We start from the raw sequence: 14594 nt of genomic DNA, 5'->3' as shown, positions 1-14594 counted from the left end.
AAGGAGTTCTCGGTGCCCCGGTTGCTGCTCGTCGAGGACGACGCCGTGCTCGCCGAGGCCTTGTCGCGGGCCCTGCGCGGGCTCGGGCACGAGGTCGAGGTCTCCCCCACCGGGGAGCACGCCCTGGACGTGGTGCTCGAACGCCGCACGCCCATCGACGTGGTCCTGCTGGACGTCATGTTGCCCGGCATCGACGGGTTCGAGGTGTGCAGGCGCATCCGCGCGCGGGACACGGTCCCGGTGCTGTTGCTGACCGCGCGCAGCGATCCGGTGGACATGGTGGTCGGTCTGGAGGGCGGTGCCGACGACTACGTGGTGAAGCCGGTCGAACCCCGAGTGCTGGACGCCAGGGTGAAGACGATCCTGCGCCGCATCGCGCCCGTGCCGCCGCAGCGCCAGGGCGTGCGCGCGCTCGGCGGGCTGGAGATCGACCGCGAAGCCATGACCGTCACCAAGGACGGGGTGGAGCTGCGGCTGACCGCGACCGAGATGCGACTGCTGATGGAGTTCGCCGACCACCCCGGTCAGGTGCTGAGCAGGCAGGCCCTCCTCCGCAGGGTGTGGGACTACGGCTACGCCGGGGACTCGCGCCTGGTCGACGCGGCGGTGGCCCGGCTGCGCGGGAAGATCGAGCCGGACCCGGGCAAGCCGAGGTTGCTGCGCACGGTGCGCGGGTTCGGCTACCGCCTGGACCCGCCGTGAGGTGGCAGCCCGGGCTGCGCGCCAGCATCGCGCTGACGGTCGTCATGGTCACGCTCGTGGCGACCGGGGTCGTGGCGCTGGTGACCTACCGGCTGCAGGTGGGAGCGACGCTCGACAGGTTCAGCGCCTCCGCCCACGCGAGCTTCGAGTCCGACGCGCAACAGGCGCGCCAGTTCATCGTCAAGACGGCGCCGACCGGGTCCGAAGTGGACAAGGTCGCGGAGTACATGGAGGGCAGGCTCGGCCTGTCCGGCTGGGCGGTGATCAACCTCAAGCCGACCTCCGGCCCGGTCTCCCGGTGGGTGCGCGGCGAGTACACCTCGGTGGCCGCCTCGCCCGGCCTCGGGAACCAGAGGTGGCCCGCCAACCAGGTCGAACCGGCCCAGGGGCAGCGATCTGCGGCCTCGTGGGCCACGATCCACGGCGACACGCGGCTCGTGCTCATGGGACCGGTCAACTCGGATCTGCTGCTGGTGGAGACCTACACGACCAAGAAGCTGGACTCCGAACTCGCCCAGCTCCGGCGCCAGCTCCTGGTGGTCGCGCTCGTCGTGGTGGTGCTCGGCGCCGCCGCCGGAATCCTCGCCGCACGGCGGATCCAGCGCCGTGTGCGGATCGCGGCGACCGCGGCGCAGCGGCTGGGTTCCGGGGCCTTGGACACGCGTTTGCCGGTGCGGGGTCGCGATGAGCTGGCCGACCTGGCCATGTCCTTCAACACGATGGCGCACCAGCTCAGCGAGTCCATCGCCCAGCTCCGTCGCAAAGACCAGCAACAGCGCCGGTTCGTGGCCGACGTGGCGCACGACCTGCGCACGCCGCTGGCGTCGATGCTGGCCGCGACCGAGAGCCTGCGCAGCGCCGATCCCGATGATCGGGAGCGCTCCGCGGAACTGGTCGGCACGCAGGTGCGGCGGCTGAGCGCCCTCGTCGAGGACCTGCTGGAGATGTCCCGCTTCGACGCCGGAGCGGCCGACTTCCGACCGGAACCGCTCGACCTGACCGCGCTCGTGGCGGACGCGATCGCCATGACCGCGCCCGAGGTGGAGATCGGTCTGAGCACCCTCGGCGACGCCGCGATGACGGGCGATCCCCGGCGGTTGCACACGATCGTCCGCAACCTGCTCACCAATGCGCTGCGCCACGGCGGGCAGCCCATCACGGTGACGATCGACGGGCGCGGGACCGACTGGGTCCGGGTCGTGGTGGCCGACTCAGGGCCGGGGTTGCCCGATGACCTGGCGCCGTACGTGTTCGACCGCTTCGTCCGCGGCGACCGCGCTCGGCAGCACACCGAGGGCAGCGGCTTGGGGCTCGCGATCGCTTACGAGAACGCGGTTCTGCACGGCGGCCACATCGATGTGACCAATGTGGACGGTGCGGTGTTCACCTTGGTCGTCCCGCGAGTCCGGTCAGGCGGCGAACTGGTCGAGTAGACCTCGCGGCGCGTCCTGGTCGAAGCACACGACCAAGCCCTGGGCGGACGCCGTGGCCGCGGATTCGCTGCGGGGGAAGAGGTTTCGCTCGTAAGCGGTCAGCGCGGCCTCGACGTCACCGGGGTTCGCGGCGATCGCTTCGCCGAGCGAGGCCCCGTCGAACATGGCGAGGTTGGCCCCCTCCCCCGCGAACGGCGACATCAAGTGCGCGGCATCACCGAGCAAGGTGACACCTGGGACACGAGGCCACCTGTGCCCCACGGGCAACGCGTAGATCGGACGTGGCGTGAGTGCGCTGTCCGCGTCGGCGATCAGGGCTCGCAGTCGCGGGTCCCAATCGGCGAAATGCCTCAACAGAGCCGTTTTGTCGATGGCATCGGCACTTCTGTGCCAGTCCTCGGGCACGGTGAGCGCGGTGTAGACGTGAAGGCTGCCGTCGGGCTCGCGATGGGCGAGGAAGCCCTTGTCCGCGCCGAGCGCGAAGAAGAAACCGCCGCCGATGAGGTCGGCAGCGACCGGGTGGCGATCGGCGAGCAGGTCGAACTCGACGAAGGAAACGCCTGTGTAGCTGGGCGAAACCGGAGAGACCAGCGGACGGATGCGCGACCACGCGCCGTCCGCGCCGACGAGCAGATCGGTCGTGATGGACGAGCCGTCCGCGAGCAGCACTTCGTGCCGACCGTCGCCCAGCGGACGCGCCGACGTGACCTTCACGCCCCACCGAACCGGCGGCGCGGACCCCAACAGGAGATCGCGCAGCGCGCCACGATCGACCTCTGGGCGACCGCCGCGACCGTCGTCAGGCTCGTCCAGGTGGACCACGGCGTGCTTGTCGAGGATGCGCATGGCCTCGCCGCCGGGGTGGATGAGCGTGCGGAACTCCTCGTGGAGTCCGGCAGCACGCAGCGCCGCCTGACCGGAATCTTCGTGGATGTCGAGCATTCCGCCCTGGGTGCGGGCAGTCGGGGACGCGTCGAGTTCGAGGACTGTGGCCTCGACGCCGTGCACGTGCAGGACGCGGGCGAGGGTGAGTCCACCCAGGCCGGCGCCGACGATGGTGATGTTCACGTGTCGCTCCGGTGTGTGTGCAGGATGCCGTTGATCAGCACCTGGAAGCCCCAGGACAGCCGGGTTCGCGGGTCGCCGGACAGCAGCTCGGTGGCGAGCGCGGCGATCCGCGGGTGGGTTCGCTCGGAGGCGTTGTGCAGTTCCTCGGCCAGGCCCGAGATGTCCTGCGCCCCTTCCGAGTGCTCGGTCGCGACCGCGGTGGCGCGCTGGAGCAGCAGGTCGACGCCCCACGCCGCCCGCTCGGGCGGCACCCCGCCCTCGTCGAGCAGTGCCAGCAGGTTCTCCAACAGGTTCAGGTAGTTGCGGCCGCTCGGGCGGGACATCAGCGCGGCCTGGGCGAGGCCGGGGTGCTCGAACAGCACCAGCGTGTACGAGGTGAGCACCCGCTCCAGGCGCGTGCGCCAGTCCCCGGTCGCCGCGGGCGGCTCGACGGTGCCCAGCAGCTCGTCGAGGACGGCCGCGTGCAGCTCGGCGGTGTTGCGGACGTAGACGTAGAGCGAGGCCGGGCCGGTGTCCAGCGCCTCGGCGAGGCGGCGCATGGTGACTTTCCCCAGGCCGCCGGCCCGCATGATCTCCACCGCCGCCGCGACGATGCCCTCCCTGGTCAGGGCGGGTTTGGCGGGGCGTTCGCGGCGGCTGCGGGATGCGGTCACGGCTCCACCGTAACGAACATGTTCGTCACGAACAAGTTCGTCCTGTGGTTTCACCCGGATTTCAGGGGTCCTGGCTAGCGTCTCGCCGCGCATTCCCATTCATGGGAAGAGGAAAGGGAAAAACGTGAAGAAGACCAGACGCGCCGCCCTGGTCGGCGCGGCTGTAGCGACGCTCGTCGCCGGTTTGTTCGGGGCGACCACGTCGACTGCACAGGCCCAGGGGGCCAATTACTACATTCTCATCGGCGGCACCTGCGACGGTGCCGCAAACGTGTACGACAACGCCTGGCTGCGCGGAGGCATCCGGAAGGTCGTGCACTACCCGGCGGGTGCGGCCGGTCTGCCCGGCTGCGACCAGACGCCGATGGACCGCAGCGTCGCGATCGGGCACGACGTGGCGAAGCGCGTGGTCACGGACTCCTTCAGGGAGAACCCGAGGGCCACGTTCACCGTCGTCGGGTACTCCCAGGGCGCGCTCGTGGCCAACAAGGTGCTCAACGACATCGCCGACGGCCGCCTCGGCGTGGACAAGTCGCGCTTCCGGGCGAAGCTGTTCGCCGACCCGATGCAGCCGGTCGGGCCGCCCGGGCGGGGCATCAGCGCCATCGTTCCCGCCGGAATGGGACTGCCCTCCCCGTTCGGCGGCTACATTTCCTTCGGTCCCGGCCGGACCGATTTCGGCGGGATTCCCTACATCCGCTACTGCATCGAGACCGACGGTGTCTGCCATTTCGACACCCTGGAGGCGCCGGGCGGCTACTTCGCCCAGCACCAGTGCTACCAGTGGACCCGCCCGGCGGACCGCCGCTCGATCATGGGCGACACCATCGCCGACGGCGTGTTCACCAACGCCTCGGTGCACCTGCCCCGGCAGAACTGCCGCCCGCCGTGGCCGACGGGCTGATGCGAGGAAGATTCCCGGAAACACCTGCTGGGTCTCACTGAAAACCCTGTGCTGGACAACCGGTCGGCGGCAGACTTGTCGTCGACCGGTTGATCCGTGCGGAGGGGGCCGAGTGGCGGTGCGGTTTCGCCTGTTTGGTGGTGTCGAGGCCCGGGTGGACGACCAGCTCGTCGACGTCGGCCACGCCCGGCGGCAGTGCGTGCTGGTCTCGCTGCTGGTCGAGGCGAACCGGCCGGTCTCGGCGGAGCAGCTGATCGAGCGGGTCTGGGGCGACTGCCCGCCGACCAGTGCCCGCAACGCGCTGCACGGCTACCTGGCCCGCCTGCGCACCGCCGGGCTGGAGATCAACCGGAGCCCGGGCGGCTACGTGCTCGTCGCCGACGAGCGGTCGGTGGACCTGCACCGGTTCCGGCAGCTGCTCGCCCAGGCCCGCTCCGCCGAGGACGAGCGCGCGCTGGCCCTCTACGACCAGGCGCTGGAGCTGTGGCACGGCGAGCCCTTCGCGGGGCTGGACACCGCGTGGCTGACCACGGTCCGCACGACGCTGGAGGCCGAACGCGCCGCCGCCGAGCTGGACCACACCGACGTCCGACTGCGCTGCGGCCAGCACGCCGACCTGGTGCTCCCCCTGACCGCGCGGGCCGAACAGCACCCGCTCGACGAACGGCTGGCCGGGCAGCTGATGCTCGCGCTCTACCGCTGCGGCCGCCAGGCAGAGGCGTTGACGCGCTACGAGTACGTCCGCAACTGCCTCGCCGAAGAGCTGGGCACCGACCCGGGACCCGCGCTGCGCAGGCTGCACCAGCAGATCCTGCGCGAGGACCCGGCGCTCGCGCTCACCGCTCCGCGCAGCGATCTCCCCGGTGACGTCGCCGACTTCACCGGGCGCGCGGACGAGATCCAGCGGCTGCTCGACACCAGCTCGGGCACCACGGTGGTGATCTCCGCGATCGACGGGATGGCGGGCATCGGCAAGACCACGCTGGCCTTGCGGGCCGCCCACCAGCTGGCCGACCGCTACCCCGACGGGCAGCTCTTCCTGGACCTGCACGGCTACACCGAGGGACGGCAGCCGATGGAGCCCGCGGCCGCGCTGGGCAGCCTGCTGTGCGCTGTCGGCGTGTCGGTCGAGCAGATCCCCGACTCCGTCGAGGAGCGCGCATCCCGCTGGCGGGCGGAACTCGCGCAGCGCAAGGTGCTCGTGGTGCTCGACAACGCAGCGACCGCGGCGCAGGTGCGGCCGTTGCTGCCGGGCACGGCCGGTTCGCTGACGCTGGTCACCAGCAGGCGCCGCCTCGCCGACCTGGACACCGCCTGCTCCATCTCCCTCGAGCTGCTGCCGCGGGCCGACGCGATCGCGCTGCTGACCAGGATCATCGGCAGGCAACGGGCTGACGCCGAACCCGTGGCGATCGAGGAAGTGGCTCAGCTGTGCGGATATCTGCCGCTGGCCCTGCGCATCGCGGCGGCCCGGCTGCGCTCCCGCCCCGCGTGGTCGGTGGCCCACCTCGCCGAGCGGCTGCGGGACGAGCGGCGCAGGCTGTCGGAACTCACGGTCGGCGATCGCAGTGTCGCGGCGGCGTTCTCCTTGTCCTACCACGATCTCCCGCCCGAGCAGCGGCGCCTGTTCCGCCTGCTCGGCCTGGTTCCCGGTCCGCACTGGGACGCCTACCTCGCGGGAGCGCTGACCGGCACTCCGTTCACCGAGGCCGAGGAGGGCCTTGAGCAGCTGCTGGACGTGCACCTGCTCACCCAGCCCGCCCCCGGCCGCTACCAGCTGCACGACCTGCTCCGCGAGCACGCGCGCACCGTCGCCTTCGCCGAGGAGACAGAAGCCGAGCGCGCCGCGGCCACCGATCGGGTGCTGGGCTACTACTGCACGGCCGGTACCAGTGCGGCGCAGATGGGCGTTCCCATCGAAGGCGTCACCGATCGTCCTTTTAGGACAGATGAGATCACGACAGGTCTGCCGGAGTTCGCCTCCTACGAGCGCGGGACGAGCTGGCTCAAGACCGAGCGCCCCAACCTCTCCGCCGCGCAGAAGCTGGTTCCGGACGGCCCGGAGGCCGAGCCGGTGCGGCTGCAGATGCTGATGCTGCTGGCGTTCGCGCAGTGCCTCGACGGCCAGGGGGCGGAAGGGGTCGAGTCCACCAGGCGGCTGCTGGCGATGATCCCCGGCGAGGACGGCATGCGCCGGATGATCGCGGCGATGCTGTGCGCGACCGTGGAACGCATGTTCGGCTCGCCGGGCCGGGCCAAGTCGCTGCTGCTCGGCGAGCTGCACAGGTTGCCGGACAACAGTTCCGCCGAAGCCGCGGCGCTGCACCTGAGACTGGCCGTCGAACACCTCACCACGGGGGACGCCGCGGGGTCGGGGCTGATGCTGGACCAGCTGGACGGGATGGAGCTGGACGCGGCGATGCGGTTCGCGCTCGCCGTCCTGCGGGCGATGTCGGCCTACCTCGGCGGCGACATCCCGAAAGCGCGGGACTGGCTGGACATCGCCGACGAGCGGTTGACGAAGATGTCCGCGCAGGAGCACGCGCTGTGGATCGAGGCCCTGTCCTGGTTGTGCTGGACCGAGGTGCTGGCGGGGCGCGTCGAGCGCGGGCTGGCGCGGCTGGACTACACGGCCGAGCTGGCCAGGACCTGCATGCAGAACTACGTGATCGAGCACCACGTCACGGCCACCGTCTACTCCGAGAAGGCGTTCGCGCTGGGGCGGATGGGGCACCTGGCCGAGGCCGCGGCACTGGCGACCGAGGCCGTCGAGCGCGCACGGCTGGTCGGTCTGCCGGAGACGATGTCGATGGCGCTGTCGGCGCACTCGCTGGTCCTGAGCTGGCTCGGTGACCACGACAACGCGCTGAGGCTGGGCATCGAGGCCGCCCGCAGCGCCGAGGCCCGCCGGGACTGGCGGGCGATCATGGCTCGCTGCGGGCCGGGACTGGCGATGGTCTACGCCGGTGATGTCGACGCCGGGCGGGACAGCGTCCGCAACGCCTGCGAGGACTACGAGTTCGTCGCCCGGGACGAGACGGAGATGCTCGTGCTGCTGGAGGCGCTGGCCTACGCCGAGGCCGCCAGGGGACGCCCCGAAGAGGCGGCGGAGTGGGCCGAGCGCGCGGAGCGGGTCCGGCACCCCGCACACGAGACCAACGCCGCGATGGCCTGCCTCATCCGCGCCCACGCGCTGACCCTGGCCGATCCGGACCGCTCCGCCGAGCTCGCGCTGAACGCGGCGGAAACCTTCCACACCAACGGGTTCCGCTTGGAGGAAGGCCGGGCGAGGCTCCGCGCCGGAGTGAGCTTGAGCAACGTCGGTCAGCACGACCGCGCGTTGACCGAACTGACCGCGAGCGCCAAGCTGTTCACGGCGTGCGGCGCGCGGGCTCTGCGCGACCACGCCATCACGGCGCGCGGCGAGCTCCCGCAGCACGTGCGCAAAGCTCGTTGAGGGGGAAGCATGGTCGAGAAGGCCGTCATCATCGGCGGTGGCATCGCGGGCACGGTCGCCGCGATCGCCCTGCACAAGGCGGGTGTCGGCTCGGTCGTCTACGAGTCCTACCCGACCGGTGCCGATGACGCCGGCGCGTTCTTCACGATCATGCACAACGGGATGAACGCGTTGGCGGCCGTCGACCTCGACCACGTGGTGGCCGAGCACTCCTACCCCGCACAGGGCGTTCGCCTGGTCACCGGAGCCGGGCGCGAGATCAGCGCACGGACCTACAGCCAGGGACCGAGGACGTTGCGCCGCGCCGCGCTCTACCAGGTGCTGCACGCCGAGGCAGCGAAGCGCGGCATCCGCGTGGAGCACAGCAAACGCCTGGTGTCCACGACGGAGAACGCCGACGGCGTGGTCGCGACGTTCGCGGACGGCAGCACCGCGGAAGGCGATGTGCTCATCGCGGCGGACGGCACGCACTCCACGGCTCGCGCAATCATCAACCCCGAGGCCCCGCCCGCCAGGTACACCGGGCTGAACGTCGTCTACGGCTATGCCCCGGCTCGGCCCCGCGAAGAGCCCAACACCTACACCTTCGTCCACGGCGCCCGTGCCGCGTTCGGCTACATCGGCGTGCCGAACGGGCAGACCTGGTGGTTCAGCCGCCTTCCCGGCCCGGAGCTGGACCTCGCCGGTATGACGCCGCAGCAGTGGAAGGACCACGCCAGCGCCTTCTTCGCCGACGACGACTTCCCGGTAGTGGAGATCATCCAGTCCACGGACGGCGAGGTCATCGGCAGCAACGTCTACGACATCCCGACCACGCCGAACTGGCACACCGAGCGCATGGTGCTGGCCGGGGACGCCGCGCACGCCGCATCGCCTGCGGCGGGCCAGGGCGCCTCGATGGCACTCGAAGACGCGGTGACCCTGGCGAGGTGCCTCCGGGACCTCCCGCCGGACAAGGGTTTTCCGGTCTACGAGAGCCTCCGCCGGGACCGCGTCGAACACCTCGTGGCCAACAGCGCCGAACGGGACGCCACCAGAAAGGGTGGCGCCCCGATGAGCGAGGCGGAACTGGCCGACGTGACACGGCGGAGGCAGGCTTACCAGACTTGGCTCTACGAACACCACATCGACTGGGCCGAACCCGTCTCCTAGGGGATGCTCGGCGTGCAGGTGGTTCCCTTGGGCGGCAACACCTTCTCCACGAAGTAGCGGTCGGCGTGCCTGATCACGCACCGGTTGCCGTAGTTGAGGTAGTGGCCGTGCGCGGCCTTGCCCGACACCTCGATCGTCAGCGAGCCCGGAATCCGGTCGGTCACGTCGCGCACCCGGAACAGCTCGCGCCAGTCGGCTGCTCCGAGCACCGGCGGAAGCCCCTTGGGGTCGATCGGGCGGTTCGGGTTGCCGACCTCGCCCGGGAATCCCAGGCAGAACGTGTGGCGGCCGGTCCGGTTGCCCGGGAAGTGCGGCGACAGCTTCCGCTCGCGCTCGTAGAGGGCCTGGTACTCCTCGTAGGTCCGCAGCCCCGGGTGGTCCGCGCACTCCACCGCCAGGGACGCGGCGGCGCCGAACGGCCGGGCTCCGCCGAAGAACGCCGGTGCGAAGCCGATCGAGTCACCGCTGCGGGCCTTGTCGACCGCGTCGGAGAAGTCCTGCCACTTCTCGGTGTTGACCACGAACATCGGCCCGACCAGGATCAGATCCCGGGCCGAGATGCTGACCGGCGGGTTGCTGCCCTTGGCCGGGATGGGCGCCTTCTCGGCCTCGGCGATCAGGTCGGTCCAGATCTTCGAGACGTTCTGCCCGTGCTGCTTGCAGCTGCTCGTCTTCGCGCACCACTCCGCGAAGTGGCCGAACGCCTTCTCGCTGCCCTTGATCGCCTCCTCGTCCTGGGTCGTCCGGTCGGCGATGTGGTCGGACGTGCTGTCCAGGAACATCGTGCGAACGCGCTGCGGGAACAGCCGCGCGTAGGACGCCGCGATGACCCCGGCGTAGGAGTTGGCCAGGAAGTTCAGCTGCCTGTCCCCCACCGCCGCGCGGATCGCCTCGACATCGCGGGCCACGTTGGCCGAGTTCATGTTGTCGAAGAACGCGGGATCGGCCTCCCGGCACCGGACGAACTGCCCCCTGTTCTCCGCCACCGCCGCGTCGAACTCCTCCCGCGTCCGCGGGATCGAGACGAACGGCCCGGTCCTCAGGCAGTGTTCCTCGGACAGGTGGTCGCTCGCGGGGAAGCCGCGCGGGTCGAAGGCCACGACGTCGAAGTGCCGCCGTAGCTCGGTGAAGTTGGGCAGTGCCCGCTTCAGGGTTCCGATCCCGTTCCCGCCCGGCCCGCCGGGGTTCATGATCACCGAGCCGATCCGCCTGTCGGGACCGGTCGCGCGGACGCGGGCGAGCTTCAGCGAGATCTTCCTCCCGTGCGGCTTCCCGTGGTCCAGCGGCACGGAGATCGTCACGCACTCCATGCCGTCACAGGGCTTCCAGTCGAGCCCGGGAGCCGCCGTCGCCGGGGTGACGACGGTGCAGGTCAGCACCGTGGTGAGAATCAATGCTCTCTTCACGTCGCGAACCTAGGTCCGGGTCGTTCCGCATGACATCTGCTGAAGGGCGTACACCGCCTCAGGGGAATTCCCGGAGGATCAACGGAAGTGCCCTGCGCACGCTGCCGTTGTGGTCCGCGTCGCCGACATCGGTCAACTCGCCCTTGGTCTTGAGGCGGCTCCGGCAGTGCTCGGCGTGGTGGAAGGCGATGTCGCGATCGCCGGACGCGTGGTAGATGTGCACGGGAACCGTTGGCGCCCAGTCACATGAGGCATCGGCGGCGCGGAGCAGATCGCGCAGCTTCCCGGTGGGGTTCTGCACCTCACGGAGGAATTCCCCCGTGAAGAGGTCCTGTGATCGGGGCGGCAGGGCTTTCGCGATCTCCTGGGTCGTGTGGCTGCCGTCGAACAGAGCTTCCACCTGTGCCGCGTAGGGCTCGCGGAAGACGTTCCGCGGTGACCCGTAGATGTCGTACACGCGGTCCCACGCGATGGCGAAGTAGGCCAGGTACAGCGATGCCCTCGCCACCTTGTCCGCGGCGGCGTCGGCCTCGAACCGGCTCACCTGGAACGGCCCGCCGACCGGCGCGAGCCCGGCCGGGGTGAAGTACGGGTCAGCGCCTTCCTGGAGGGCGCGGCCCAGCATCATCGTCGCCGGCGCACCCTGGGAGAAGCCGCTGATCAGCACGCGCTCGTCCACCGTTTTCCCTTGTTGCCGCGCCAGTTCCCGCATCGCCCGCAGAGCGTCCAACGTGGACGAGATCGTCGCTTCGACGTGTCCGTACGGATGGTGCCCCGGCCCCTCTCCGAGCCCCAGGTAGTCCGGTGCCGACACCGCACGTCCCGTCGACGCGATCAGGAAGGCGGCGGCGCGGTCGCTGGACTCCGGCTTCACCGAGGCCACGTCCGCTCGGTACACCGTCGTGCCGTGCAGCCAGGACACCGGACGCAGGTCGCTGTCCTCGTTCTTCGGGAAGGCGACGAGCTGGGTGGCCGTGGTGGGCTCCCCCTTCGTGCCGATCGTTCGGTAGAGCACCCGGTACGCGGTCACCCCGTATCGGACGTCCGCCGGGTCGAACTTGGCTGCCTGCAGGGACTTCGTGACGTCCGCGGGTTGCAGGTCGGCCACCGGAGTCGTGGAGACGATCGATCCGCGCACTTCCGGGACCGGCTGTCGCGCCGGTGCGCAGGCGGCGACCGCCAGGATCAGGGTGGCGGCCGTGACGTGCTTGACGGACATGGGAAACAGCCTGTCGGGCCGGGGACGGCATCGACATGATGTCCGCCCCCGACCTCCCCTGGGGCCAGCCCTACCCTTGTGGCGCCGGGCTCAGCGCGTTCAGCGCCGTGACAACCGTCTTCTCCTCGTAGGCGAAGTGGGCTTCGAGGAGGGCCGTCAGGGTGCTCAGCTCCTCGCGCAGTCGCACCGGATCGCTCTCGCCCGGCGTGTAGCCCTCGACGAGACTGGTGATCTCCTCCTGCAGCCGCGCCACGGTCTTGTGGTCATCGCCCAGCTTCTCCAACGCGGGCGCGAGCGCGGGGAACCGTTGCGCCAGCATCGGAAACGCGCCGTGGTCCTCGCCGGTGTGGTGCTTGGACAGCGCCCCGCAGAACTCCAGGCAGTGCGCACGCAGCTGCACGACGAGGTCCCCCGACGCGCGTCCGGCCACGATCTCGTCGACCTCGTCGAGCAGCGTGGCCAGCTCGGCCCGCAGCCAGTCGTGCACCTCCACCAGAAAGCCACCGAGCCCCCCGGCCCCGGCGTCGACCCGGTGCAGCGTCACCACGGGGATCACCCGCGTTGTCTTCTCCTGGTAGTCGCCGTAGCCCGGTGCCTGCTCGACGGCCTTGGCGAAGAGCCGGTCGCGCTCGGCACCGGTCGGGATGCCCGCGACGGCCTCGTAGGTCTCGGTGCCGATCTCCACGGTCACGGCGGGGTCCTTGCGGATGTTGTGGTACCAGGCCGGATGGCTCGGCGCGCCCATCGCCGAGGCGATCACCACGGGCTGCCCGTCGATCTCCAGGTAGCCGAGCGGGCTCGTCCTGGGCAGTCCGCTGCGCGCGCCGGTCGTGGTGAGCAGCGCCAGCGTGGCGCCCTCGAACATCCCGCCGACACGTCCGCCGTTGGCGCGGAATTCGGCGATGATCTTCTGTTGGAAGTCGGTGAAGTCGAACTCGTCGGAGCTGTCGGTCATGTGGTCCTTTCCCAGTTGATCACATGGATCGACCGGCCGGAGAACCACGACGGGACGCGCATGAGAAAACCCCGCGGGCAGGCTACGCATTCGGACAAGGCGCGAACGCCCCGAAAGGTTCGGGGATGCCAAGTGCGAGGAGAACGGCCTCATGCCGTCCCGAAGTGGCTCAGAAAGCCGCTACCTCCATGCGTAGGCCCATACGGGGCACGGCACGACACTAACACGATGGGACGTGCGGAGCGCAAGGTTCAGTTCGACCGACACCACCGCACAACGATCAGGAACCACTCGCTCGGCGGTTGAGTGAATAGGCCACCACAGGCGCGAGGAGCAGCACCACGAGCCGATTCACATTCCCTTCGGAATGCTGCACGCGCTGCAGAAATTTTGGCCGGATCGATGCCGCTTCGCCGATCGACGCACCCTCGCGCGCGTGGTAGACACGGTTCCAGGAGGAGATTCCCCGGAATGATCTGATCAGCCCTGGAATGACTCGATTTGGCAACGGCAGCGATGCCCGCCCCACATCGGCCGGAAGGAATCACGATGACCACTGAAAGCATTCCTGCGCTGCCGCAGAGCTCCTCGCTCGTCACCCGCATAGACGCGGCGCTCGCCCGTTCGATGGAACGTTTCTTCCTGGTCAGCGGGCGCAGCGCGGCCGAGACGCAAGACCTGGTCAGCGCCCTCACGAGGGTCACGGCGGCCGGCGGCAAGCGGATCCGGCCGCAGTTGTTCTACTGGGGCTACCGGGCGGGCGGCGAACCCGACCGGCCGGAGGTAATCGAACTGGCGACGGCGATCGAGCTCTTCCACGTCTTCGCCCTCGTGCACGACGACCTGATGGACCGCGCGGACACCCGGCGCGGCGTCCCGACCGCGCACAGGCAACTCGCCAGCCTCCACCGGGAACGGGGCTGGAACGGTGATTCGGAACACTTCGGCTTTTCCGCGGGAATCCTCGCGGGTGATGCTCTCTGCATTTGGGCCGATATGATCATTTCGAACAACCCGTTGCCGGGCGGCCGCACCCGGCCGTTCCGCAGGGCCTATGACGAAATGCGCCTCGAACTGATTTCCGGCCAATACCTCGACATCTCCTCCGGCGGTTCCGGCGACTGCTCCATGGCCGGTGCCCTGCGCCTGGCGCGGCTGAAGTCGGGCAACTACTCGGTCAGCATGCCGCTGCGCCTCGGCGCGCTCGCCGGCGGTGTCGACGAGGGCACGATTCGCGGGTTCGGCTCGTTCGGCACCGCCCTCGGCGAGGCGTTCCAGATCCACGACGACATCCTCGGCGTCTTCGGCAGCCCGGCCGAGGTCGGCAAGCCCGTCGGCGAGGACATCCGGCAGGGCAAGCGGACGACCTTGATCGCGGCGGCACTGGCGGGCGCGCGCCCCGATGTGGCCGCCCGGCTGCTGGAGCTGCTCGCCGACCCCGGGCTGAGCGAGGCCGGGGTGGACGAGGCGAAGGAGATCATCCGCTCCTCCGGCGCGCTCGACCGGGTGCGCGGGATGCTGCGCGAGCGCGTCCGTTCCGCGAAGGACACCCTCGCGGGCCTCCGGCTGGACGCCGAGGTGCACCAGGCCCTGCTCGACCTCGTCCGCGTCGTCGCCCACTCCGACTGACCCGTCGGTGATACCG

At 70.1% G+C, this 14594-nt stretch carries 11 protein-coding genes; 6 read left to right on the top strand and 5 right to left on the bottom strand.

The annotated features are described in order from the left end of the window. Positions 1–12 precede the first annotated feature (12 nt). Together BLT28_RS33390 and BLT28_RS33385 are read left to right on the top strand one after the other, a co-directional pair. The gene (locus BLT28_RS33390; protein ID WP_030426677.1) at positions 13–702 is read left to right on the top strand and encodes a response regulator transcription factor; all 690 of its coding nucleotides are present in this window, start codon (positions 13–15) and stop codon (positions 700–702) included. Next, entirely contained in the window at positions 699–2135 is a 1437-nt protein-coding gene (locus BLT28_RS33385) for a sensor histidine kinase (protein ID WP_030426678.1), read from the top strand. The genes BLT28_RS33390 and BLT28_RS33385 overlap by 4 nt, the downstream gene beginning before the upstream one ends. Here BLT28_RS33385 and BLT28_RS33380 read toward each other — a convergent pair. Both BLT28_RS33380 and BLT28_RS33375 read right to left on the bottom strand, forming a co-directional pair. Beyond that, a complete protein-coding gene (locus BLT28_RS33380) occupies positions 2112–3203 on the bottom strand; it encodes an FAD-dependent oxidoreductase (RefSeq protein ID WP_030426679.1) in 1092 nt (363 codons plus the stop codon). The genes BLT28_RS33385 and BLT28_RS33380 overlap by 24 nt on opposite strands. Further along, the gene (locus BLT28_RS33375) at positions 3200–3856 is read right to left on the bottom strand and encodes a TetR/AcrR family transcriptional regulator (RefSeq protein ID WP_030426680.1); all 657 of its coding nucleotides are present in this window, start codon (positions 3854–3856) and stop codon (positions 3200–3202) included. Before BLT28_RS33375 ends, BLT28_RS33380 begins: the two co-directional genes overlap by 4 nt. Before the next feature lie 124 nt (positions 3857–3980). On the opposite strand from BLT28_RS33375, the gene BLT28_RS33370 reads away from it, so the two are divergent. The 3 genes from BLT28_RS33370 (at position 3981) to BLT28_RS33360 (ending at position 9369) form a co-directional block, all read left to right on the top strand. Next, the gene (locus BLT28_RS33370) at positions 3981–4760 is read left to right on the top strand and encodes a PE-PPE domain-containing protein (protein WP_231950507.1); all 780 of its coding nucleotides are present in this window, start codon (positions 3981–3983) and stop codon (positions 4758–4760) included. A gap of 118 nt (positions 4761–4878) precedes the next feature. Further along, on the top strand, positions 4879–8217 hold the full coding sequence (locus BLT28_RS33365; RefSeq protein WP_162184778.1) for an AfsR/SARP family transcriptional regulator: 3339 nt from the start codon (positions 4879–4881) through the stop codon (positions 8215–8217). Between the two features lie 9 nt (positions 8218–8226). Beyond that, positions 8227–9369: an FAD-dependent monooxygenase gene (locus tag BLT28_RS33360; protein WP_043810063.1), complete on the top strand. Its 1143-nt coding sequence runs from the start codon at positions 8227–8229 to the stop codon at positions 9367–9369. Here the strand turns inward: BLT28_RS33360 and BLT28_RS33355 are convergent. The 3 genes from BLT28_RS33355 to BLT28_RS33345 form a co-directional block, all read right to left on the bottom strand. Beyond that, positions 9366–10775 carry an alpha/beta fold hydrolase gene (locus BLT28_RS33355; protein ID WP_156050394.1) on the bottom strand — a complete coding sequence of 470 codons (1410 nt, stop codon included), beginning with the start codon at positions 10773–10775 and terminating at the stop codon, positions 9366–9368. The genes BLT28_RS33360 and BLT28_RS33355 overlap by 4 nt on opposite strands. Positions 10776–10833: 58 nt before the next feature. Then, on the bottom strand, positions 10834–11994 hold the full coding sequence (locus BLT28_RS33350; RefSeq protein ID WP_052406739.1) for a lipase family protein: 1161 nt from the start codon (positions 11992–11994) through the stop codon (positions 10834–10836). Between the two features lie 70 nt (positions 11995–12064). Continuing rightward, positions 12065–12949: a nitroreductase/quinone reductase family protein gene (locus BLT28_RS33345; RefSeq protein ID WP_030426686.1), complete on the bottom strand. Its 885-nt coding sequence runs from the start codon at positions 12947–12949 to the stop codon at positions 12065–12067. 549 nt (positions 12950–13498) lie between these two features. On the opposite strand from BLT28_RS33345, the gene BLT28_RS33340 reads away from it, so the two are divergent. Further along, entirely contained in the window at positions 13499–14578 is a 1080-nt protein-coding gene (locus tag BLT28_RS33340; RefSeq protein ID WP_052406740.1) for a polyprenyl synthetase family protein, read from the top strand. Positions 14579–14594: the final 16 nt, after the last annotated feature.

Source organism: Allokutzneria albata (assembly GCF_900103775.1).
Taxonomy (GTDB): Bacteria; Actinomycetota; Actinomycetes; order Mycobacteriales; family Pseudonocardiaceae; genus Allokutzneria; species Allokutzneria albata.
Note: the sequence above shows the minus strand (reverse complement) of the source record. Positions and strands in the feature narration are given on the sequence as shown.

Excerpts from the sequence above, each read along its gene's own strand:
- BLT28_RS33360 (WP_043810063.1), top strand. The coding sequence starts at position 8,227 with ATGGTCGAGAAGGCCGTCATCATCGGCGGTGGCATCGCGGGCACGGTC.
- BLT28_RS33350 (WP_052406739.1), bottom strand. The coding sequence starts at position 11,994 with ATGTCCGTCAAGCACGTCACGGCCGCCACCCTGATCCTGGCGGTCGCC.
- BLT28_RS33345 (WP_030426686.1), bottom strand. The coding sequence starts at position 12,949 with ATGACCGACAGCTCCGACGAGTTCGACTTCACCGACTTCCAACAGAAG.
- BLT28_RS33340 (WP_052406740.1), top strand. The coding sequence starts at position 13,499 with ATGACCACTGAAAGCATTCCTGCGCTGCCGCAGAGCTCCTCGCTCGTC.